The organism is Mesorhizobium sp. BR1-1-16 (assembly GCF_020165495.1).
Lineage (GTDB): Bacteria > Pseudomonadota > Alphaproteobacteria > Rhizobiales > Kaistiaceae > Kaistia.
This window is the reverse complement of the sequence record NZ_JAIUIE010000009.1, coordinates 41,901-64,350: the sequence shown is the minus strand read 5'-3', so window position 1 is coordinate 64,350 and position 22,450 is coordinate 41,901. Positions and strand designations below refer to the sequence as shown.

The 22,450-nt window shown below is 64.7% G+C and carries 22 protein-coding genes; 10 read left to right on the top strand and 12 right to left on the bottom strand.

The features are described from left to right. Position 1: 1 nt before the first annotated feature. From LB518_RS17935 to LB518_RS17880, 12 genes are all read right to left on the bottom strand, one after another. Entirely contained in the window at positions 2–1,294 is a 1,293-nt protein-coding gene (locus LB518_RS17935; protein WP_224579101.1) for an OmpA family protein, read from the bottom strand. Positions 1,295–1,428: 134 nt separating this feature from the next. Then, entirely contained in the window at positions 1,429–1,974 is a 546-nt protein-coding gene (locus LB518_RS17930) for an MOSC domain-containing protein (protein ID WP_224579099.1), read from the bottom strand. Continuing rightward, entirely contained in the window at positions 1,971–2,825 is an 855-nt protein-coding gene (sseA, locus tag LB518_RS17925; protein WP_224579097.1) for a 3-mercaptopyruvate sulfurtransferase, read from the bottom strand. The genes LB518_RS17930 and sseA overlap by 4 nt, the downstream gene beginning before the upstream one ends. 20 nt (positions 2,826–2,845) lie before the next feature. Continuing rightward, positions 2,846–3,562 (bottom strand): alanyl-tRNA editing protein, encoded by a 717-nt coding sequence (locus tag LB518_RS17920; protein WP_224579095.1) that lies wholly within the window; start codon positions 3,560–3,562, stop codon positions 2,846–2,848. Beyond that, positions 3,559–4,602 (bottom strand): cysteine synthase A, encoded by a 1,044-nt coding sequence (locus LB518_RS17915; RefSeq protein ID WP_224579093.1) that lies wholly within the window; start codon positions 4,600–4,602, stop codon positions 3,559–3,561. The genes LB518_RS17920 and LB518_RS17915 overlap by 4 nt, the downstream gene beginning before the upstream one ends. 109 nt (positions 4,603–4,711) lie before the next feature. Beyond that, complete coding sequence (locus LB518_RS17910; protein ID WP_224579091.1) at positions 4,712–6,178, bottom strand: cryptochrome/photolyase family protein; 1,467 nt, start codon at positions 6,176–6,178, stop codon at positions 4,712–4,714. Positions 6,179–6,245: 67 nt separating this feature from the next. Continuing rightward, positions 6,246–7,280, bottom strand: a complete 1,035-nt coding sequence (locus tag LB518_RS17905) for an acyltransferase family protein (protein ID WP_224579090.1) — start codon at positions 7,278–7,280, stop codon at positions 6,246–6,248. A 233-nt stretch (positions 7,281–7,513) separates the two neighbouring features. Next, positions 7,514–7,681 carry a hypothetical protein gene (locus tag LB518_RS17900; protein WP_224579088.1) on the bottom strand — a complete coding sequence of 56 codons (168 nt, stop codon included), beginning with the start codon at positions 7,679–7,681 and terminating at the stop codon, positions 7,514–7,516. A gap of 452 nt (positions 7,682–8,133) precedes the next feature. Next, positions 8,134–8,478: a hypothetical protein gene (locus LB518_RS17895; protein ID WP_224579086.1), complete on the bottom strand. Its 345-nt coding sequence runs from the start codon at positions 8,476–8,478 to the stop codon at positions 8,134–8,136. A 51-nt stretch (positions 8,479–8,529) separates the two neighbouring features. Continuing rightward, positions 8,530–8,706 (bottom strand): hypothetical protein, encoded by a 177-nt coding sequence (locus LB518_RS17890; protein WP_224579084.1) that lies wholly within the window; start codon positions 8,704–8,706, stop codon positions 8,530–8,532. Positions 8,707–8,750: 44 nt separating this feature from the next. After that, entirely contained in the window at positions 8,751–8,933 is a 183-nt protein-coding gene (locus LB518_RS17885) for a hypothetical protein (protein WP_224579082.1), read from the bottom strand. Between the two features lie 123 nt (positions 8,934–9,056). Further along, the gene (locus tag LB518_RS17880; protein WP_224579080.1) at positions 9,057–9,698 is read right to left on the bottom strand and encodes a helix-turn-helix domain-containing protein; all 642 of its coding nucleotides are present in this window, start codon (positions 9,696–9,698) and stop codon (positions 9,057–9,059) included. A 404-nt stretch (positions 9,699–10,102) separates the two neighbouring features. Here LB518_RS17880 and LB518_RS17875 point away from each other — a divergent pair, with 404 nt between their 5' ends. The 10 genes from LB518_RS17875 to LB518_RS17830 all read left to right on the top strand — a co-directional run bounded on the left by LB518_RS17875 (position 10,103) and on the right by LB518_RS17830 (position 22,441). Continuing rightward, positions 10,103–11,704: an ABC transporter substrate-binding protein gene (locus LB518_RS17875; RefSeq protein WP_224579078.1), complete on the top strand. Its 1,602-nt coding sequence runs from the start codon at positions 10,103–10,105 to the stop codon at positions 11,702–11,704. Positions 11,705–11,791: 87 nt separating this feature from the next. After that, positions 11,792–12,814 carry an ABC transporter permease gene (locus LB518_RS17870; protein WP_224579076.1) on the top strand — a complete coding sequence of 341 codons (1,023 nt, stop codon included), beginning with the start codon at positions 11,792–11,794 and terminating at the stop codon, positions 12,812–12,814. 3 nt (positions 12,815–12,817) lie between these two features. Beyond that, positions 12,818–13,690, top strand: coding sequence for an ABC transporter permease (locus tag LB518_RS17865; protein WP_224579074.1), 873 nt, complete (start codon positions 12,818–12,820; stop codon positions 13,688–13,690). Between the two features lie 3 nt (positions 13,691–13,693). After that, on the top strand, positions 13,694–14,584 hold the full coding sequence (locus LB518_RS17860; protein ID WP_224579072.1) for an ABC transporter ATP-binding protein: 891 nt from the start codon (positions 13,694–13,696) through the stop codon (positions 14,582–14,584). Then, a complete protein-coding gene (locus tag LB518_RS17855) occupies positions 14,581–15,408 on the top strand; it encodes an ABC transporter ATP-binding protein (protein WP_224579070.1) in 828 nt (275 codons plus the stop codon). Before LB518_RS17860 ends, LB518_RS17855 begins: the two co-directional genes overlap by 4 nt. An 88-nt stretch (positions 15,409–15,496) precedes the next feature. Further along, positions 15,497–16,795 carry an ArgE/DapE family deacylase gene (locus tag LB518_RS17850; RefSeq protein WP_224579068.1) on the top strand — a complete coding sequence of 433 codons (1,299 nt, stop codon included), beginning with the start codon at positions 15,497–15,499 and terminating at the stop codon, positions 16,793–16,795. Between the two features lie 127 nt (positions 16,796–16,922). Then, a complete protein-coding gene (locus LB518_RS17845) occupies positions 16,923–17,444 on the top strand; it encodes a GAF domain-containing protein (protein ID WP_224579067.1) in 522 nt (173 codons plus the stop codon). A 23-nt stretch (positions 17,445–17,467) separates the two neighbouring features. Then, positions 17,468–19,537 carry a hydantoinase/oxoprolinase family protein gene (locus LB518_RS17840; protein WP_224579066.1) on the top strand — a complete coding sequence of 690 codons (2,070 nt, stop codon included), beginning with the start codon at positions 17,468–17,470 and terminating at the stop codon, positions 19,535–19,537. Between the two features lie 4 nt (positions 19,538–19,541). Continuing rightward, positions 19,542–21,212: a hydantoinase B/oxoprolinase family protein gene (locus tag LB518_RS17835; RefSeq protein ID WP_224579065.1), complete on the top strand. Its 1,671-nt coding sequence runs from the start codon at positions 19,542–19,544 to the stop codon at positions 21,210–21,212. Beyond that, positions 21,209–22,441, top strand: coding sequence for a metal-dependent hydrolase family protein (locus LB518_RS17830; protein ID WP_224579064.1), 1,233 nt, complete (start codon positions 21,209–21,211; stop codon positions 22,439–22,441). The genes LB518_RS17835 and LB518_RS17830 overlap by 4 nt, the downstream gene beginning before the upstream one ends. Positions 22,442–22,450 lie beyond the last annotated feature (9 nt).

Here is a 22,450-nt window from a genome sequence, read left to right as displayed (position 1 = left end):
ATCAGCGCCCGAGCAGCGGCGTGATGTTGCGGATCGTCACGCGGCGGTTCTGCCGCGAAGGTCCGTCGGTCGGCACCTTCAGATAGTCCTCGCCATAGCCCTGCGTGACGAGGCTGCGCGCCGGGATGCCGAAATAACGGGTCAGGATGCCGGCGACCGAAGCGGCGCGCCGGTCGGAAAGTTCCTGGTTGGCGAGCCGGGTGCCGATGGCGTCCGTGTGGCCTTCGATGAGGAAAACCTGGTTTGGCCAGCGGTCGAGCACGCGGCCAAGCGCGGTCGCGATGCGCTCCAGCTTCCAGACCTCTTCGTCAGGAACGCGTGCCGATCCGCTCTCGAAGGTGATCGTGTCTAGATCGACCGCCTGGACGCGGGCGCGCAGACGCTCCGAACGGCGGATTTCATTGATCGAGTAGCCGCCCATGCCGGGTGCCGCCGGACGGCCGCGTAATGCCCCCTCGATCTCGGCTTCGCTCGCCCGGCCGCCATCAAGGCCGCCGCGACCGCCGATGCCGGGGGGCGGGGGAACCTCGCGCGGATCATAGATGCGCGGCGAATCTGCGCGGTCTTCGTCATAGCCGCCCGGGCGCATGCGATCGATGACCACGGTCTCGGTGCCATCCGGCCCGATCTGGACGCGGCGAACGAGGCGACTGTTGCGATCGGTAAGGTCGATGACGGTCACCCCGCCCGGGTAGCGCTGTCGCGTCTCCGTCAGGTTGCCGCGACGGACGATGACGGGGCCCTCGGGCGCCGGGCGCGACGGCTTGGCGGTCTGAGCCGGGCGCGCGGGCGGCGCGGCAGCGGGTGCTGGAACTGGTGCGACGGGCTTTGCGGGCGCGGCGGGCTTTGGCTGCGCCGCGGGCTTTGGTTCCGCTGCCGGTATCGGGGGCGCGGGCTGCTCGATCTTCGGCGGCTGGTAGGGCTTCGGTGCATCGGCGGTCGGTGCTGGCGTCGTCGTGGCGGGTGCAGCGGGCTCCGTTGCCGGCGGCTGCGCCGCTGCCGGCGCGGGCGCTGCCGGTTCGGCCGGCGTCTTGCCCGCGGCTGTCTCGGCGGCGCGCAGCGACTTCATGGCATTGGCAACCGAACGGCGGGCGGCACGGATGTCGCCGCCTGTCTCCTCGGCATTGGACAGTGCCTTCTCCGCTGCATTGAGCGCTTTCTCCGCCGCGGCAACCGGGTCATCGGCCTGTGCCAGAACGATCGATTGAGCCGCCGCGCCATAGGCGGGCAGCAGCGAGGCGAGCGTTGCGACCGGGAGAACGGCGGAGAGCAGCAGGAACGAGGCGAGCTTCATGCGGATGACCTTCACGAACGGACGGCATATTTCGCCGGCAGAATGCGGCGAGGGTGTGAGGCCTTATGCTGCGCTGCACATGAACCGCTGCTGAACGGATTGGCGAGATCGGTGGTGGAGGGTCGGCTCGGCGACTAGACGCGTTCGAGCCGAATGTGAGGCAGTGGCGGCAGCGTGACCGTGACGGCGTCGCCCGCCTGGACCATCCCGTCGGCGATGACGATCGCCATGATGCCGGCCTTGCGCACCAGCTGGCCATCAGCGTTCCGGCCGAGGACGGCGGCCGTCAGCCCCTTGCGATATTGGTCGAGCTGGACGCAGGGATTGCGCAGTCCCGTGACTTCGATCTCGGCGCTCTCGCCGAGATGGAGGCGCGCGCCGCGCGGCAGAGCGAGCAGGTCGATGCCTGAGGTCGTGATGTTCTCGCCGATCGCGCCGGGCCCGATCGAGAAGCCCATCTCCGCCAGTTCATCGAACAGCTCGGCATGCACGAGATGGACCTGCCGCAGATTGGGCTGGCTCGGATCGACGGCAACCCGCGAACGGTGCTTGACGGTCACGCCCTGATGCGCGTCGCCCTCGACGCCAAGCCCGGCAAGAAGCTGGATCGATGGCCGGTTATCCTTCGAGAAGGCGTGGACGGGGCTCGCGCTGACGGCAACTATCTGGGCTCCGTTCATTCTGCCGCGCCGGTCGCCACGGGAACGTCAGGACGGCTGCCCCATTCGGCCCAGGAGCCGTCATAGAGCGCGACGTGTTGCGCGCCGATCGTCTCGAGGCCGAGGGCAAGGATCGCGGCCGTGACGCCGGAGCCGCAGGTCGTGACGACAGGCGCGGCCGGATCGATACCGGCCGCGGCAAAGACCGCGGCGACGGTGTCGGGGCTTTTCAGCCTGCCCTCCGCGATCAGCTCGCTCGCCGGCACGTTGCGGCTGCCCGGCATGTGGCCGGAGCGGAGGCCGGGGCGGGGCTCGGGCGCCTCGCCGCGGAAGCGAGCCGCCGGCCGTGCGTCGACGATCGCGGCAGAGGTTGAACCGACGATGGCCTGCATCTCGTCGAGCGTCCGCAGCGCGTCGCGGTCGAGCTTTGCCGTGAAGATCGCCGGCTCGGGTTTCGGACCATGCGTTTCCAGCGGCAATCCCGCCGCGACCCAGGCCGGCAATCCGCCTTCGAGGATGCGCACGTCGATCGCGCCCATGACGCGGAAGGTCCAGCGGACACGCGGCGCCGAGAAGAGGCCGGCGCCGTCATAGATGATGATCGTCTGCCGCTCGGATATGCCCAGCGGGCCGACCGCCGCCGCGAAGGCTTCCGGGGAGGGCAGCATATGCGGCAGGCCGCTCGTCGTGTCGGCGATCTTGTCGATATTGAAGCGGACAGCGCCCGGGATATGGCCGGCCGCGTATTCGGCATCAGGATCACGCGCATCGGCCGGCAGATACCAGGAACCATCGACCACGGAGAGGCCGGGCTCGCCGAGCCGGTCAGCCAGCCAGGCCGGGGATACGAACGGGGACGCGGCGTTGGTCATGACGGCCTTTCGCGGAAAGCTCACGCAAAGCGAATGCGGATGCGGCGGTTCTGCTTGCCCTTGTTTTCGATCTTGGCGACCGTGACCGGGCCAATCTCGGCGGTCGCCTGCACATGGGTACCGCCGCAAGGCTGCAGATCGATGTCACCGATGCGCACGAGACGGACGCGGCCACTGCCCATCGGCGGCTTGACGCTCATCGTCTTGACGAGACCGGGATTGGCGAGGAGCTCGTCATCCGTGATCCATTCGGTGGTGACCGGGTGATCGGCCGCGATCATCGCCGCAAGGCGCGCATCGATTTCGTCCTTCGCGGGCACGGGGCCATCGATATCGAAATCGAGATGGCCCTCGTCCGCGCCGATGCGGCCGCCGGAAACCGGAAATGGCACGGCGACGGTGAGAAGATGCAGCGCGGTGTGGATTCGCATGTAGCGGTGACGCGTCGGCCAGTCGACATGCGCGACGAGCTTCTCGCCGATCTCGGGCAGAACCGAGCCGGCGACCGGCACATGTACGATCTCCGACTTCGAGGCGCCATAGATCGCCGTGTCGATCTCGATCAGCGTGCCGTCGGCGCGCTCGAGCTTGTCCTTATCGCCGGGCTGGCCGCCACCAGTCGCATAGAAGATCGTCCGGTCGAGCAGGATGCCGCCCTCGTCCGTGAGGCCGACCACCGCCACTTCGGCCGTGGAGAGATAAGGGTCGTCGCGGAAGAGGAGGGCGGTTTCTGTCATGCGTCAGCGTCTTCGTAGGGGATGGCGATATCGACCGGACGCTCGAGCCATGCCGGCACCGGCAGCCCCTTCTCGCGCAGAAAGGCCGGGTTGAACAGCTTCGATTGATAACGGGTGCCGTAATCGCAGAGAATCGTCACGATGGTGTGGCCGGGCCCGAGATCCTTGGCGAGGCGGATGGCGCCGGCAATGTTGATGCCGGACGAGCCGCCGAGGATCAGCCCTTCATGCTCGGCAAGGTCAAACACGATCTCGAGGGCCTCGGCATCGTCGATCCGGTAGGCCCGGTCGACAGGCGCACCTTCGAGATTAGCGGTGATGCGGCCCTGGCCGATCCCCTCGGTGATCGACGAGCCCTCGGCCTTCAAAACGCCGTCCGTGTACCAGCTGTAGAGCGAGGCACCATGGGGATCGGCGAGGGCGATCTGGATGGCCGGATTGAATGATTTCAGTGCGATGCCGACGCCCGCTAAGGTCCCGCCCGAGCCGACCGCTGCGACGAAGCCGTCGACCTTGCCGTCGGTCTGTTCCCAGATTTCGGGGCCGGTCGTGTCGATATGCGCTTGGCGATTGGCGACATTGTCGAACTGGTTGGCCCATATGGCGCCGCTTTCCTCGCTCTTCGCCAGTTCCATGGCAAGGCGTCCGGAAAGCCGCACATAGTTGTTGGGGTCGCGGTAGGGAACCGCCGGCACTTCGATCAGCGTCGCGCCGGCGAGGCGCAGCGCGTCCTTCTTCTCCTGCGACTGCGTGTCGGGAATGACGATGACCGTCTTGAAACCGAGCGCGCTTGCGACAAGCGCAAGGCCGATGCCGGTATTGCCGGCCGTGCCCTCGACGATGGTTCCGCCGGGACGAAGCTGTCCCTTGGCGATCGCATCCTGCACGATGTAGAGCGCGGCGCGATCCTTCACCGACTGGCCCGGATTGAGGAATTCGGCCTTGCCGAGAATCGTGCAGCCGGTTTCCTCCGACGCGCGGCGGAGACGGATCAGCGGCGTATTGCCGATGGCTTCGATGACGGAGGGGAAAACGGCCATGGGGTCCTTCGGATGACGGCGCCAGAACGCTAGCGAGCGTCCACAGATGCTGCAAGCGGCGGTGCATCGCAAAGCACTTTGCCTCGCGATCCGGCTCGACGGGAGAAAATCATTTCGTCGAGGCAGGCTCGGTTGGAACATCGCCTCGATCGGTGTTTCTGAGCGCCGCGAACGCCGCCAGAGCGCGCTGGCGGGAAGCGCCAAGATCGATGATGGGTTCGGGATAGCCCTGCGCCTGGCCGTTCTTGGTGGCATGAATCCCCGCCGCCGGGCTGTCGGCGAGTTCGGGGATGAAGGCGCGGACATAATCGCCCTTCGGATCGTGCTCCTCGCCCTGCCGGACGGGATTGAAGATGCGGAAATAGGGCGCGGCGTCGGCGCCTGATCCCGCTACCCACTGCCAGCCCGCCGGATTGTTGGCGGCGTCGGCGTCGACGAGCGTATCCCAGAACCAGGCCTCGCCGATCCGCCAGTCGATCAAAAGGTTCTTGATCAGGAACGAGGCGGTGATCATGCGGACCCGGTTGTGCATCCATCCCGTCTGCCAGAGCTGCCGCATGCCGGCATCGACGATGGGAAACCCTGTCCTGCCGCGCTGCCACGCTTCGAGCGCTCTCGCATCCGGCTGTGCCCACCGGAAGGCATCGAAGCGCGGCTGGAAGTTGCGTGTTGCGAGGTCCGGCTGGTGGAACAGCAGGTACCAGCTGAATTCGCGCCAGCCGAGCTCCGACAGGAACTTGTCGATCGAACGTCGCGGCGGGGCGGGCGAGGTGGCGTGCGACGCCGCCTCGACGGCATGCCAGAGCTGGAACGGGCTGATCTCGCCAAAGCGGAGATACGGCGAGATCCGGGACGTCGCATCGATGGCCGGCTCGTTGCGACGAGCCGCATAGAGGCGCAGTCCGTGGCCGAGAAATTCGTAGAGACGCTCCAGCGCTCCGGCCTCGCCCGGCGTCCACGCGTCACGCAATCCGCCGGCCCAATCTGGATGGCGCGGCAGCAGCCGCCAGTCATCGAGGCTATCGGAGGCGACCTCGGCCGCTGCTGGCGGCCAGTCGCCGGGTGCCGGCATCGGCTGGCGCGGCGGGGGACCGCTCAGGCAGGCGCGCCAGAATGGCGTGTAGACGCGAAACGGCTGGCCTTCCTTCGTGCTTATCGTCCACGGCTCAAACAGAAGGTTGGCCTGATGGCTTTCCGCCGTGATCGCCTTTTCCTTCAGCCGTGCCTTGAGAGCGGCGTCGATAGCGCGCTCGGCGCCGCCATAGCGACGGTTCCAGAACACGGCGCCGGCACCGACCTCGTCGACAAGCTCCTCGATCACCTTTGTGGCCTGGCCGCGACGAAGGATCAGCCGGTGGCCCTTGGCGGCCAGCGCTTCCGAGAGGCGCGCCAGCGAATGATGCAGCCACCAGCGCGTTGCGCCGCCGAGCGGACGGATGCCATCGCTCACCTCGTCCAGGCAGTAGACGAGTGCGAGCGGACGGCCGCTTTTGATGGCGGCCGTCAGCGCGGGATTGTCGGCAAGGCGAAGATCGTCGCGAAACCAGACAAGGGCGGGAGCATGGGCATGGGTCATCCGCGCTGAACTAGCGCTGCAGGGCCCAGTCGGCGAGGGGGGCGATGAGAGATCGGCGCGAGATTGGCTACTCGGCGGCCGCAAGCGACGGCGCAGGGCTTCGTTCCAGCCTTGCCCAGGCAGGACGTTCGAACAGGAAGCGGAAGCGTGTGCCGCGCACCAGCCAGAAGAACAGGATCGGCGTGACCACGGCGACGGCGGTGACGATCAGCGACACGGTGCCGAGGTCGGGAATGACCCCGGTCTTGAGCAGGAGCGTTCGTGTCGCGGCCATCGGCAGGAAGAAGGCGAGGTAGATGACGATCGAATTCTGTCCGCAATAGCGTAGCCAGCCGAGGCGGTGGTTCTTCGAGAGGAGGGCCGAGAAAGCGATGACGGCGGCGGCCCCGAGCAGGCCGAGGCCAAGACTGACAATAGGCATTTCGGAAATGCCGCCGAAGACGGCAACGCCTTCGAGTATGGCCCAGAGCGCCAGCCCTGCCGCCGCCTCGACGGGGCGGTCGATGACGCGCGCCGCGAAGCGGAAGATCAGCGGCGCGAAGATGTAGCCGGAATAGAAATAGACGAAGCGTGCCGCGAACTCGTCCGGGATCACCCAGCCAGTCTGGATTGGCAGCGTCTCGAGCGCGGCTGCCGCGAGCCAGACGAGCCAGACCGGAACGCCGCGCAGCAGCTTGGTGACGGCGAAGAAGACCGGCAGCAGGAAAATGAACCAGAGCGTGCCGAACGGATCGATGAATGCCAGCAGGAATTCCCGCACAGCGCCCATGGCGCCCTCGTCGGCGATCATGCCGGGCGCCTTGAAGGCGAACTGAATAACCAGCCAGAGCACGTAGAAATAACCGAAATGGACGATCTTGCGGTCGCCATAAGTGCGCCAGTCGCGATTGATGACCTGGGCGAGGAACAGGCCGGAAATCATGAAGAAATCAGGCATGCGGAACGGCTTGGCGAAGGCGACGATATACGTCATCCAGCCTTCGGCGCCGGCGGCTTTCTCGACGCCGAGCGTCGAATGCATCATCACGACCATGATGATGCAGAACCCTTTTGCGTAGTCGACCCAGTCGACCCGCGCCTTCGTCCGCGCCGTGCGACCCATGGCGTTCCGCTCCTGTCGATGCGGCAGGATTAGCGCCCGCGGCCCGGCAAAAGGTTAATCGGACCGTCTAAATCCGGCTCTATCTTCATCAAATCTTAGAGATCAGCGAATGCATCGCGGCTAGGCCACGCGGATCTAAAACTGCCGCAGCGATACGACGATCGGATGTTGCGATGCATGGGATCATCAGGGCCGGCTGCCTTTGAGCAAGCGGGCCCTGATGAGCGGCGGGATCAGCGGATGGTGTCGCAGTCCTCGATGTTCTGGCTGCCGCCGGGGCCGCAGGAATTCGGCGGGTTGTCCATTGCCTGGATCGCGGCGGCATTGTTGCCGGTGCTGGAACAGCCGGAAACGGCAGCAAGGCCAGCAACCATCGCGAGCGAAAGGAAGAAGAGACGCATCGGAACCTCCGGTTTCTTGATCGATGAAGCAGATCAGCGGCGTGACATCAGGCGCGAATATCTCCCGGCCAACGCCAGAAGATCGAAACTTCCATCGCCTTGCCCAGCGCAACGACAGCCGCTCCCTGCCAGAGGTGACGGCATAAACCTTAAACGTCGGCAAAAGAGCGGAAGTTTCGCGGGGATTGCCGGAAGGGCGCCGTTCAGGGATGTCCCTTGCAATCTTCGACGTTGCGGCTGCCGCCAGGGCCGCAGGTGTTCGGCGGATTGTTCATCGCCCGCACCGCCCCGACATTATCGCCGGCGCCTGTGCACGCCGAAAGTCCGCAAAGCGGTGCAGCGATCGCGAGGACGAGGAGGAGTGCGCGCATCGGTCGATTCAAGCTCACGGGATTGGGGCAGAAGGCGCTAGCGCCGGCGGACAGAGAGCGACACAGGCTGTAAAGCTGGCCTCAACGCATCGGCACCAGACGTTTGGCTGCGCAGTCCTTTTCGACGGCAACGGCGATCAGCGCATTGCGCTCGCCCCGTGCCTTGGCAACCATGGCAGTGAATTCCGGGCTCCGCGAGCCTGTACCGAGCAGCAGAAATTCGAGGCTCGGGCTGCGGCGAAATCCGGCGATCGTGCTGTTGTTGTCGCCGATCGGCACGTTCAGCTTCTGAATCCGCACTGCGATCTCGTCGCAGGAGAGCTTGCGGAAACGGGCCGGATCGATGGGCGTCACCGGCTCCCATTGTGCGAAAGCGGGGATCGAACCTATGAGGACGAGTGCTGCGGCGATAACGAACCGTTTCATCTGTGTCCTCCGATCCCAGAAATCGGCGCCGGTTACCCGGCGCCGTTTCGATCAACGGCGGCCGCCGTTGCAATCATTGATGTTCGAACTTCCGTCCGAGCCGCAGGCATTGACGGGATTGTTCATCATATCGACGGCGGCTGCCGAGTTGCCCGAGCCTGTGCTGGAGCAGCCGGCAATTGCTGAGAGGCTGGCGACGACGGCCAGTGACAGAAGAAGAACACGCATTTGGACTTCACCCCCGGTTGAAACATCCTGGCCCTGCGGCCGCCTCAGCCATCATTGCCCGCATTGAGCTCCGATGGCCGCTTGCCTTCATCGGGCGGAAGCGCAGGCAGGTAGCCGCGGCTCTCGGCCCATTGACGGAAGGCGACCCGCAAGGCTTCGGGCCGCGACATCGACGGCGCCTCTTCCGTGATGAATCGGTCGAGCGCGCCGAGAAGCTCGGGCGCCATGCGTACGCCGACAAGCGTCGCGTCTGTGCGCGGCCTGCCTCGCAATCTGCGGTCGAAAGGTCCGTCTGAACTCATGTCTTATCTGATAACAGAAAATCGATATCGCGGCAATTGCCGGGTCGCTCAGGCTGTCAGCGGGGCCACCACGCGCGAGCAGATCCAGAGAATCTGCGCCGGCTCCGATCCCGTGGAGACACAGGCGTGACCCATCGAGCTGTCGAAATAGCAACTGTCGCCAACATTGAGCACAGTGGGGGCGTAATGCTCGGTATGCAGCGTCACCTGTCCGCAGAGGACATAGAAGAACTCTTCGCCGGAATGGCGGACGAGGCTCGGAAAATCGCTGATCGACCGTGCGTCGATCGTGGTGAGTAGAGGGATGAACTGCTTTCCCGAGAGCTCTGCCGCCAGCATCTCATAGGAATATTGTGCGGTGCTGCGAATGACGCCCTGTCCGCTGCGCGTCACGGTCCTGCGGCCGCCGATATCGTTCGGTACCTTGCCGGTGAACAGTTCGGCCATGTCGAGGCCGAGACCCCCGGCCACGCGCAGGATCGTATCATAGGTCGGAGACATCTGGCCGTTCTCGATCTTCGACAATGTCGAGGACGCGAGGCCGCAGCGGTCGCCGAGTTCCTGCAGCGTGAAGCCGGCTTCGCGTCGAAGCCGGCGCAGGATGGTTGCGATCGGCTCGCTTCCGCGGGGCGGAACAGGCTCGACGCCGGAGGGTGTTGCAGGGCGGGCAGTCTTTGAAGGCGAGGCCATCAGGCATTCCTATCAGAAACATTTTTGAACTACAGGATTCCCGGTGCCTTGGCAAAGCCCGCTGGTCATCGATCGCCAGAAAGAAATGTCGACAAATTGTGCACAATCGACGCACAGCTCGGGCGACTTCGTTTTGCGTCGCCCACGGCAGGAATAGGCCAGAAAACACGGAATTTACCGCCTCGGTTCGTTTTTAGCCGCGTCGGGTATGGATACGGATCAGCGCTTCCGGAAAGCAGAATGCAGCGTTTGCGCATCGCCGAGGCGCCAATGCGCTAAATTTCGCCTATACGAAATAAATTTCCTCGCTATGGTTTCCATCCGGAGTGGCGTCGATGCGCTGTCTTCGGCTCGAAGTCGGGGACGCGGCGACGCGGCAGCTTCTGGGACAGAGGGGAATTTCGATGAATTTTCGAGCAAGGGCATTGGCCTCGGCCTTCATCCTCGCCTCGCCGGTCTGGCTGGCGACGCCGTCTTTCGCGGAGCGCATCTTGCGCCTCGACGAATCGCCGATTGGCGAGATCGATCCGGCCAAGGCGACGGATTATGCCGACACCGTGCTGGCGGTGAACATCTATGACACGCTGGTCTTCCCGAAGGCGGGCGGTCCTGGCGTTCAGCCCCTGCTGGCGACCGAGTGGACCACCGACGGCAAGACCTTCACGTTCAAGCTGAAGGATGGCGTGAAGTTTCACTCCGGCAATTCGCTGACGGCTGATGATGTCGTCTTCTCGCTCAATCGCATGATCGCGATGGGGCAGGGCTTCTCCAGCCTCTTCGCCGGCCGGGTCGAGAAGGCCGAGGCCATTGATCCGCTGACGGTCAAGTTCACGCTGACGGAGCCTTATGCGCCGTTCCTGGCGGCCCTGGTCCGTCTGCCGATCGTCGATTCCAAGACCGTCATGGCCAACAAGGTCGACGGAAAATATGGCGAGTTCGGCGATTACGCCGATGCGTGGATGTCGGCCCATGACGCCGGCTCGGGCGCCTACAAGGTCGAGAGCCAGAACCCGCAGTCCGAGACCGTTATGGTCAAGTTCCCGGACTATTTCCTCGGCTTCGGCGAGAACGCACCCGACAAGGTCCGCTATCGCTATGGCATCGAGGCGCCGACCGTGCGCGCGCTGATGTCGCGCGGCGAGCACGACATCGCCGATCTCTGGCTGCCGCCGGAAGTCATCCGTGCGCTCGCAGCCGAGAAGGGGATCAAGCTCGCATCCGAGGCCGGCGGCGCGACCGGCGAATATATCAAGCTGAACACCACCCGTGCACCCCTGGACGACGTCCATTGCCGCCGAGCGCTGACCTATGCCTTCGACTATGCGACGGCCCTGAAGATCCTGAAGATCGACGACAAATATGCTCAGGGCATCCCGATGAAGGGCCCGCTGCCAAGCGGCCTGCTCGGCTATGACAAGAGCCTGCCGGACTACCAGCAGGACATGGCGAAGGCCAAGGAAGAGCTCGCGCAGTGCAAGTATGATCCGAAGACGAGCCCGCTCGATATCGCCTGGATCGCCGAGGTGCCGGCGCGCGAGCGCATCGCGCTCTTGATGCAGGCAAGCTTCTCGCAACTCGGCTTCCCTGTGAAGGTCATCAAGACGCCCTGGGCGCTGGTGTCCGAACAAGTGACCAAGCCGGACACGGCGCCGCACGCCGTCGAGATCGCGGTCGCCGCGGTGACGCCTGACCCGGATTCGCTGCTCTACAACATGTTCTCGTCCAAGGTTCCGCCGACCTGGATGTCCGCCGAGCATCTCAAGGATGCCAAGGTCGATGAACTGCTCGAGGCTGGCCGCAGCGAACCCGACGAGGCGAAGCGCGAGGCGATCTACAAGGAACTCAACACGGTGCTCCGCGACCTCGCGCCCGATATCAACGCCTATGAGTTCACGGGCGTCTACACGGTGCGCGACGCGATCGGCATCCCGGCGCTCGAAGACAAGTCCAAGCAGACGCTGGACAATTTCAATCTCGTCTTCCGCAATATCAGCGTCGCCGAGTAAGGCGCACCGGTTATCGGCCCCGGCGGATATCCGCCGGGGCCGGGTCCACTATCCGCCTGGCGGGTCGCTGACGGAGCAAGAGCCGCGATGATCCTGAAATCCACATTGAGGCGCATCGGCGCGGCGCTCATCGTCATGATCGGCATTTCCATGCTGATCTTCGCGATCGCGCGGGTGATGCCGGGCGATCCCGCGCGGATCGCACTCGGGCCGAACGCCACCGCCGAGCAGGTCGCTGCGCTCCGGTTTGAACGCCATCTCGATGCGTCCCTGCCGGTGCAGTATTTCGAGTTTCTGAAGGCGCTGTCGCGCGGCGATCTCGGCAGGTCGCTCTACACCAATCGTCCCGTCACGACCGATATCGCACAGTTCCTGCCGGCGACGCTGGAACTCGTCGTCGTGTCGGCGATCATCATGGTTCTGATCGGCCTGCCGCTCGGCATCATGTCGGCGCATTTTCGCGGCCGTGTGCCCGATCATCTCGGCCGGCTGATCGCGCTCATCGGCGTCTGCACGCCGGCGTTCGTCTGGGGCGTCATCCTGCAGCTCTTCTTCGGTTATTTCTGGCCGATCTTCCCGATCGAGGGGCGGCTGCTTGAAACGACGCCAGTGCCACAGGGGCCGACGGGCTTCTACCTGATCGACAGCCTCGCAACCGGCAATGTCTCGACCTTCTTCGACGCGCTGCATCACCTCATTCTGCCCGCGCTGGCGCTGGCCATGTCGGGCCTTGGCCAAACCGCACGCCTGACGCGGGCCAACATGATCGATGTGTATGACAAGCCCTATGTCGAGATGGAGCGCGCCTACGGCTTCAAGCCGTTCCGCATCGCGACGCGCTACGCGTTCCGCCCGGCCTTCATCCCGACACTCACCATTCTCGGGCTCGAATTCGCGGCGATGCTCGGCAATGCGTTTCTGGTCGAGAAGGTGTTCGGCTGGCCGGGCCTGTCCCGCTATGGCGTCGAGGTGATCATCCGCAAGGATCTCGATGCGATCGTCGGCACGGTTCTCATCATTGCCGCGGCTTTCCTGATCATGAACATCGTCGTCGACATTCTCGTTGGATTCATCAATCCGCGCATCCGCCTTGCGGCAGGGAAGGGCTGAGCGATGTCCGAGCCCGGTTCTCCCGTGCTGCCGAAGCGCGGCGGCTCCAAGGCTGTGGCGGCCTATTTCGGCAATCCGCTGTCCGTCGGCGGGCTCCTGATCGTCGTTGTGATCGTGATGCTGGCCGCTCTTGCCGACTATGTGACGCCATTTCCAGACCATGTCGGACCGATCGGCGATTTCGCAGCCATGAACACCGGCCCCGGCGAAACCTACAAGCTCGGCACCGACACGATGGGGCGCGATCTCTTCACGCGCATCATTTTCGGTTATCGCCTGTCGCTGATCATGGCGGTCGTCGTGCTGGCGATCGCGACGCCGATCGGCGTCATCGTCGGCCTCGTCGCCGGGTACAAAGGCGGATGGACCGATTATGTCCTGATGCGATTGACCGATGTGTTCCTGGCCGTGCCGCCGCTGGTGCTCGCCATGGCAATCATGGGCTTTCTTGAGCCGACGCTGATGAACGGCATGCTGGCGATCACCGCGATGTGGTGGCCGTGGTATGCGCGGCTCATCTACAACGTCACCCGCGCCGAGGCGCAGGAGGGTTATGTCCTCGCCGCCGAGACGGTCGGCGCCTCCACCGCGCATATCCTCTTCCGCGAGATCCTGCCCAATTGCTGGCCCTCGATCCTCACCAAGATGACGCTCGATGTCGGCTTCGTCATCCTGATGGCGTCGTCCCTGTCCTTTCTCGGCCTCGGCGTGCAGCCGCCGACGCCCGACCTCGGCTCGATGGTTGCCGATGGCGCGAAATACATGCCCGACGCTTGGTGGCTGTCGCTCTGGCCGGCCATCGCCATCCTGCTCGTCGTGCTCGGCTTTAACCTCGTCGGTGACGGCCTCAGGGAAGCCTTCGAGGCGGAGGGCTGATCGATGACGGAAGCGGTTCTCGCCATTCGCGATCTGCGCCTCGCCTTTGGCAGCCGGCGCAGCCAGAGTGCCGTGCTGCACGGCATTTCGCTGCATGTGCGCGCTGGCGAAAAGGTGGCGCTGGTCGGCGAATCCGGCTCCGGCAAGTCGGTGACGGCGCGTCTCGCGATGGGCCTCCTGCAGGAGAGCCCGAAGGTTCACGCGACAGGCTCGATCCGCTTCGACGGCATCGAGGCGATCGATGGCGGGCCTGAGATCGCACGCCGCAGGGGCAATCGTGTCGCCATGATCTTCCAGGATCCGACATCGGCGCTGAACCCGACCTTCCGCATCCGCGGCCAGTTCCGCGACGTGCTGCGCTCGGGGGGTCGGCGGATCAGCGTCGCTGATGCGGATGCGCGCGCTGAAGCGGCACTTGCCGAGGTCAGCATTCCCGATCTGAAGCGTGCGCTCGATTCCTACGCCTTCCAGCTTTCAGGCGGCATGAACCAGCGCGTGATGATCGCCATGGCGCTCGCCAATCGCCCGGCGCTGCTGATCGCCGACGAGCCAGGCACGGCGCTCGACGTGACTGTGCAGGCGCAGACTTTGGCGCTGATGCATGATCTGACCGAGAAGCGCGGCACAGCGGTCCTGCTCATCTCGCATAATCTCGGTGTCGTCCGGGAATTCGCCGACCGCGTCTATGTCATCTATCGCGGCCGTATCGTCGAACATGGCACCACGGCGCAGCTCTTCCGCGATCCGCTGCACCCCTATACGCGCGCCCTTCTCGCGGCGATCCCGAAGATCTCGGGCGGCGGCCTGCCGGATCTCCCCGAACGCAGCCCCGATTTCGAGAGCCCCATGATCACCCATGAAGGTTGCGGCGAACCGCAGGGCTTCTCGGCATGACGACGCCCATTCTCCAGCTCGACCAAATTGGCAAGGTGTTCTCGGCCGACGGCCATCGTGTGACGGCGCTCGACGATGTCTCACTCGGCTTCGAGCGTGGCGAATGCCATGCGATCGTCGGCGAGAGCGGCTCCGGCAAGACGACGATCGCCAATCTCGTGCTCGGGCTGATGCTGCCGACATCTGGCGCGATCCTGTTCAATGGCGTCCCGCTGCCGGGCGACCGCTCGCACGCGCAGAAACGTTCGATCCAGCTCGTGCAGCAGAACCCGCTCTCGGCGCTCAATCCGCGCCGCAGCGTCGGCGCCAGCGTCCGCCTGCCGCTCGACGTCCATGCGATCGGCGTCAGCGCCGACCGTCGGCAGCGGGTCGAGGCGCTGCTTGCCGAGGTGGGGCTCGATGCGGATATGGCCAGCCGCTCGCCGCGCGGTCTCTCGGGCGGACAGCGCCAGCGCGTCGCAATCGCGCGGGCGCTCGCCTGCGAGCCCGAGCTGATCGTGCTCGACGAGCCGACTTCGGCCCTCGACGTGCTGGTCCAGGCCCGCGTGTTGCAATTGCTACACCGGCTGCGGCTCGCGCATGGGCTTACTTATCTCTTCATCACGCATGATCTCGCCGTCGTCCGTTCGATCGCGACCCGGGTCAGCGTGTTCCAGAAGGGCAGGCTCGTCGAGACAGGCGGCGTGGACGCCATTTTCGCCGATCCCAAAAGCGCTTACACGCGCCAGCTCATCGGCGCCGTGCCCGTTGTGACCGACGAGGAAGCGCAACTGCGCGAGGCAATCCGGGCCGGCGCTCCGGGTACCGGAACCGCTGCATCGTAAAGGTGCTTCCCATCCAATGGGTCGTGGCGCGTCGGGCCTGCCCGGCGTCGTCGCCAATTCAAAGAGACAAAAAGGGCTTGGAAACGACATGACGACCGATACAACCGGGCTGCTCGCGCTTCTCTCTAGCGCTATCGAGGCGAACGCTGCAGCGCAGACGGCATTCCTCGCCAAGCTCGTTTCCTTCGATACGACCCGCGGCAAGGAAGCCGCCTGCCAGGATTTCATCGCCGGCGAGCTGGCGTCGCGGGGCGGGGTCGTCGATCGCTTCACGATTGCCGAAGTGCCGATTGCCGGCAAGCCAGGCGCCTCGGCGATCGTCGACGTCGATTATGAGAAGGCGGTGCAGGTCGTTGCCGCCTTCCGCGCGCCTGAGCCCGCCGGCCGCAGCCTGATCCTGCAGGGGCATATCGATGTCGTGCCGACCGGGCCGCTGGAGCAATGGGCGCATCCCCCGTTTGAGCCGGTGATCAAGGACGGCTTCATGTATGGCCGCGGCAGCACCGACATGAAAGTCGGCGTGGCCTCGATGATCTTTGCTCTCGATGCGCTCGCAGCCATCGGCCTCGAGCCGGCGGCGGATGTGTTCGTCGAAACGGTGAGCGAGGAGGAGTGCACCGGCAATGGCGCGCTGGCGACGCTTGAGCGTGGCTATCGCGCTGATGCTTGCTTCATTCCGGAATCGATGGACAACAAGCTCATCCGTGCCGAGCTCGGCTCGGTCTGGTTCCGCCTGCGCATTCTCGGCAAGCCCGTCCATGTGCTTCAGGCGCAGGCCGGCGCCAGCGCCATTCTGGCCACCTATGACTACATCACTGCGCTTCAGGCTCTCACGGCGCGGATCAACGAGCGCGCGCGCTCTCATCCCTGGTTTGGTCATATCGAGAACCCGGTGAAGTTCAGCTGCGGCAAGATCCGAGGCGGTGATTGGCTCGGATCGGTGCCGGCCTGGTGCGAAATCGAATGCCGGCTCTCTGTGCTTCCGGGCGATTCGCTGCCGGATATGCGCGCCTGGGTGCTGGAAACCGTTGCCGACTGTGCGGAGCGGCTCGGCGCCGATGCGCCACCGGCACTGACCTGGATCGGCTTCCAGGCCGACGGCCATGTCTTCGAGCCGGGCTCCGAGGCGGAAGCTGTCCTCGAACGCGTCCATGAGGCTGTGTTCGCCACTCCGTTGGAGCGCTTCAGCATGACCGCGACGAGCGATACGCGCCAATACGATCTCTATTACGGCATTCCGACGCTCTGCTACGGGCCGCGCGGATCGGGCGCGCATAGCGCCGCCGAGCGAACCGACCTTGCGAGCATGATCGAGACGACAAAGGCGATCGCCCTCTTCATCGCGGAATGGTGCGGAACGCGCCCGAAGGCCTCTGGCCACGCCTGACGGTCAATCCCTGGGCAGAACGTGCAAAACGCCGCGGCTGCCCAAGAGACAGGCGGAAAGGGGCAATTTCGGCTTGTCGACAGTCTGGATACAGGATAATTCTCAGGTGAATGAGGAGCAGGATGCCATGACGGCCAGCGTCAACGACTATTGGGATGAGTTCATGGCGGCGGTCGCGGAAGCCGATCAGCCGCGGCGTGCATTCGAGGTGCTGCAGCGCATCACCGAGGAGATGGTCGGCACCCAGCTCTTCACGGCCATGACCTATGATTCTATCGCCGGTCTCGCGCGCCGCACCTATTCCGGTAACGAGACCGCCTATCCGACTGGCGGCTTCAAGCCGATGTCGATCGGCATCTGGTCAGAGACAGTGATCGAGAAGCAGCAGCCCTATGTCTCGAACACGATCGAGCAGATCGCCGAGGTCTTTGCCGACTGGCCGCTGATCCAGTCGCTCGGCTGCGAGAGCGGCTGCAATATTCCGGTGGTTATAGCCGGAGATGTCGTCGGTACGCTGAACCTCCTCGATGCCAAGGGCCACTACACGCCCGAGCGCATGGCCATCGCGATGCAGCTTCGGCCATTTGCAGCCATCGCCTTCATGGCGGCGGACAAGGCCGCGGCGCGCGACGCCGCTGGCGCGGCCTGAATTCCACGAACGGAAGCACGAGCATGGCAGAGACCACTCTCCGCGTAGCGACGGATGTCGGCGGCACATTCACCGACCTCGTCTATTTCGAGACCGATACCGCGACCGGCAAGCAGACCATCCGCACCGCGAAATCCGACACGACGCCGCCGAATTTCGAGGCTGGCGTGCTCAACGTGCTCAAAAAGGGCGATGTCGACATCGCCTCGGTCGATTTCTTCGCCCATGGCACCACCGTCGTGATCAACGCGCTGACCGAGCGCAAGGGCGCCAGGACGGCGCTGATCACGACCGAGGGCTTCCGCGACGTGCTGGAGATCGCGCGCGGCAACCGGCCGGACTTCTTCAATCTCATGTATGAGAAGCCGACGCCCTTCGTGCCGCGCTATCTTCGCCGCGAAGTGCCGGGACGCATCAGCTATCGCGGGGAGGAAAAGACGCCGCTCGATCTCTCAGTCCTGCCGGAGATCCTCGATGGATTCCGCGCCGAGGGCGTCGAGGCGGTCGCGGTCTGCCTGCTGCATTCATACGCCAATCCGGTGCATGAACTCGCCGTCTCCGCCGAGATCCGCCGTCTCTGGCCGGAAGTCTCGGTCGTCGCCTCCCACCAGATCACGCGCGAATGGCGCGAATACGAGCGGACCAACACGGCTGTCCTCTCGGCCTATGTCCAGCCTGTGGCAGAGCGCTATCTCACCCGCATCGAGGAAGGGCTCGCCTCGGCGAATTATGGTGGCCGCCTCTACATCATGCAGTCGAACTGCGGCGTCGACTCGCTGCGCTCGACGAAGGCGATCCCGATCACCATGGTGGAATCGGGCCCGGCTTCCGGCTTCTGGGGCGCGGCGGAGCTTGGCCGCATCATCGGCGAGCCGAATGTGCTGGCGCTCGATATCGGCGGCACCACGGCGAAATGCTCGCTGATCGAGAACGGCCAGGTCCGCATCAAGACCGATTACTGGATCGAGCGCAGCCGCAAATCGGCCGGCTATCCGATCATGGTCCCGGTGGTCGATCTGGTCGAGATCGGCAATGGCGGCGGTTCGATCGCGCGGGTCGATGAGTTCGGCAAGCTGCATGTCGGACCGCAGTCAGCCGGCGCTTCGCCCGGTCCGGCCGCCTATGGCCGCGGCGGCACCAAGCCGACGACGACCGACGCCAATCTCGTGCTCGGCCGCATCAACCGCGACTATTTCTGCGGCGGCGAGGTGATCGCCGACATGGCCTCCGTCACCGCCGCCATGACGCCGCTCGCCGAGGCGCTCGGCGTCTCGATCGAGGAGGCCGCGCGCGGCATCGTCCGCATCGCCAATTCCAACATGGTCAACGCTCTGAAGCTGGTGTCGCTCAATCGTGGCCATGACCCGCGCGATTTCACGCTTGTCGTCTTCGGCGGCGGCGGCGCGATGCATGGCGTGGCGCTCGGGCAGGAACTGGGCGTGCGGAAAGTCGTCGTGCCGCGTGGTGCGCCGGTGTTCTCGGCCTGGGGCATGATGATGTCCGACCTTCGCCGCGACTATTTCCTGACGCGTCTGATGGACGAGACCGACACCGCGGCGCTTGATGCGCTTGTGCGCGAAGCCTGCGCCCATGCCACCGCCCAATTCGGCGAGGAAGATGTTGCCGCCGACAAGATCACCTTCCGGCCGATGGTGAAATGCCGCTACCAGAACCAGGAGCATTCGGTCGAGGTGCCGATCGAACCGGGTCCCGTCGATGAGGCGAAGCTCGCCACGATGGTTGAGCAGTTCCACGCGATCTACGAGCGCGAATATACCTATCGGCTCAAGGCGCCGGTCGAGATCGTCGGCCTCCATCTCATCGCCTCGGCCGAAGTCGGCAAGCTCGAGATCGTCGCACTGCCGAAGACCGGCGCGAAACTCGAGGACGCCGTGAAGGGCCATCGCCAGGTCGATTATGCGACCGAAGGCTTGCACGAGGCAGTGATTTACAATGCCGAGAAGCTGGAGCCGGGCATGGCCTTCAACGGCCCGGCCGTGATCGAGGATCCGGGCACGACCATCATCGTCCATCCCGGCAATCGCGTTTCGATCGATGATTTCGGCAACACCCATATCGAGATCAGGGGCTGAACCGATGAGCGACAAAACCTTCGACCCTGTTACCCTCGATATCATTCAGAACGCGCTGGAGGCCGTGGCGGACGAGATGTTCGCGGCGCAGCGCAAGACCTCGATGAGCGCCATCATCTATGAGGTGCTCGATATGGGCACCGGCATCTGCGACGCAAAGGGCGAAATCGCCTCGTCGGGTGCCGGCATCCCGGCCTTTGTCGGCGTGCTCGACAAGGCGGTGAAGCGCATCCTTGAAAAGCATCCCGCCGAGACGATTGCGCCCGGCGATCTCTTCGCCTCCAACGATCCCTATTGGGGCGGCGTCACGCATTTGAACGACATGATCCTTGCGATGCCGGTCTTCTCGGAAGGCCGGATTGTCGCCTGGACCGCGAATATCGCGCATTGGAACGATGTCGGCGGCATGGTGCCGGGGTCGATGTCTTCAGATGCCACCTCTATCTTCCAGGAGGGCGTTCGCATTCCCGCGGTGAAGCTGGTCAATGCCGGCGTTCCGAACGAGGCCGTGTTCGACATCCTCTATGTAAATTCGCGCCTGCCGGATTATCTGCGGGGCGATCTCTGGGCCGGCATTGCCGGTGCGCGGATCGGCGAGCGACGCATTCTCGAACTCGTCGAAAAATACGGCACCGAGACCTTCGAGGCGGCGCTGGCCGACTTCATGGAGCTCGGCGAGCGCCGCGCCCGTGCTGCCCTGAAGACGCTGCCGAAGGGCATCTTCCATTTCACGGAAGAGCAGGACGACGGGGCCATTCACAAGGTGACGGTCGAGATCACGGACGATGAATTCGTCATCGATCTGACCGACAATCCGAAGCAGTCGGGCTCCAAGAATTCGAGCCGCGAGGGCGTCGAGATCTCAGCGCAGCTTGCCTTCAAGGCGGTGACGGATACGCAGGCGCCGGGCAATGGCGGTTTCTTCAAGCCGCTGCGCGTCGTCACGAAGCCGGGCACGATCTTCCACGTCGTGGAGCCGGGCGCGCTTGGCTACTACTCCGAGGTCGAGATCCGTCTGTTCGACCTGATCCTCCGCTGCCTGGCGCCGCATCTGCCGGGTCTTGTTCCGGCCGGTAATTTCGCGTCGATCTGCGGCACTGTCGTCGGCGGGCCGCATCCCGATCACGGCCGTCACTACACGATCGTCGAGCCACAGCTTGGCGGCTGGGGCGCCTGGCGTGGCCATGACGGCAACAGCGCCATCTTCTCCGGCTTCCATGGTGACACGTTCAACTGCCCGGCCGAGGTCGCCGAGGCCCGCTACGGCCTCGCGGTCGACCAGATGGCGCTTAACCCGGAGGCGGGCGGCGAGGGGGCCTGGCGTGGCGGCAAGGGCATCAATGTCCACTACCGTGTCCGCGCCGACAACAACTTCCTCTCGATTGGCTATACCCGCTCGCGCATGCCGCCCTGGGGCGTCGATGGCGGTCTCGACGGTTCGCCGAATTATGTCGAGGTGCTTCGTCCCGGCAAGGCGCCGGAGCGCTATTCCTTCGGTACCGACATTCCGCTGAATACCGACGATATCGTGAAGGTCGTGACCGGAAATGGCGGCGGCTTTGGCAATCCGGCTGAGCGTGATGCGGCTGCGATCGCCGATGATCTCAAAAATGGCTATCTGACGGCCGAGCGCGCCGCCGAGATTTATGGCTACAGCGCGGAGGCCGCCGGATGAGCGCCTATCTCTTCACTGGCGGGCGCCTGCTCGATCCCGCGCAGGATGCGCTGCTGGAAGGCTTCGAGGTGCTGGTCGATGGCGGCCGCATCGTCGAAGTGTCGGAGGCGCCGATCAAGGCGGCTTCGGCCACCCGTATCGATCTCGCTGGCCGGACACTCATGCCGGGCCTCATCGACTGCCACCTGCATGTCGTCTCGACCACGGTCGACGGCGCGGCCAATACGCTACAGCCGTCGTCGCTGACGGCGCTCAAGGCCGGCAAGATCATGGAAACGATCCTGCAGCGTGGCTTCACCACGGTGCGGGATTGCTGCGGCGCCGATCTCGGCCTGGTGATGGCCATCGAGCAGGGTCTCGTCGCGGGGCCGAGGCTCGTCATCTGCGGCAAGGGCCTCACGATGAGCGGCGGGCACGCCGACCAGCGGCCGCGCCTCGATGATCGCACCTCGATGATGGAGGAGAGGCTCGGCAATCTCGGGCGCATCGTGGACGGCGTGGACAACGTGCGTCTCGCTGCGCGCGAAGAACTGCGCAAGGGCGCCAAGTTCATCAAGATCATGGCGAATGGCGGTGTGGCCTCGCCGACCGACCCGATTCACTCGCTGCAATACTCGCGCGATGAGATCCGCGCCATCGTCGAGGAAGCGGAAAACGCCGGCACTTATGTCTCGGCGCATGTCTATACCGACAAGGCGATCCGCCGTGTCGTCGAATGCGGCGTTACCTCGCTCGAGCACTGCAATCTGATCCAGCCTGAGACTGCGGCGATCGCCGCTGAGGCGGGCTGCATCGCCGTTCCGACGCTTGTCGCCTATGAGGGACTGGCGCTTGAAGGAGAGAAGTTCGGGCTTGGTCCCGAGGCGGCGGCGAAGATCGAGACCGTGCGGTCGGCCGGGCTTCAGTCACTCGCGATCATGCAGGCGGCCGGGCTGCCGATGGCGTTCGGTTCCGACCTGCTTGGCGAGCTCCAGAAGTATCACACGATGGAGTTCGAGATCCTCGCCCGTGTCCTGCCCAATGCCGAGATCATCCGCTCGGCGACGCTGGTCGGCGCGAAGCTCTGCCGGATGGAGGGTGATGTCGGTGTGATCGCACCGGGTGCCTTCGCCGACCTTCTGGTTGTCGACGGTGACCCCTACGCGGATATCACCTGCCTTGCCGGCGACGGCGCTCATATGCCGGCCATCATGGCGCGGGGCTGTTTCGCGAAGAACACGCTGAACTGAGATCGGTCC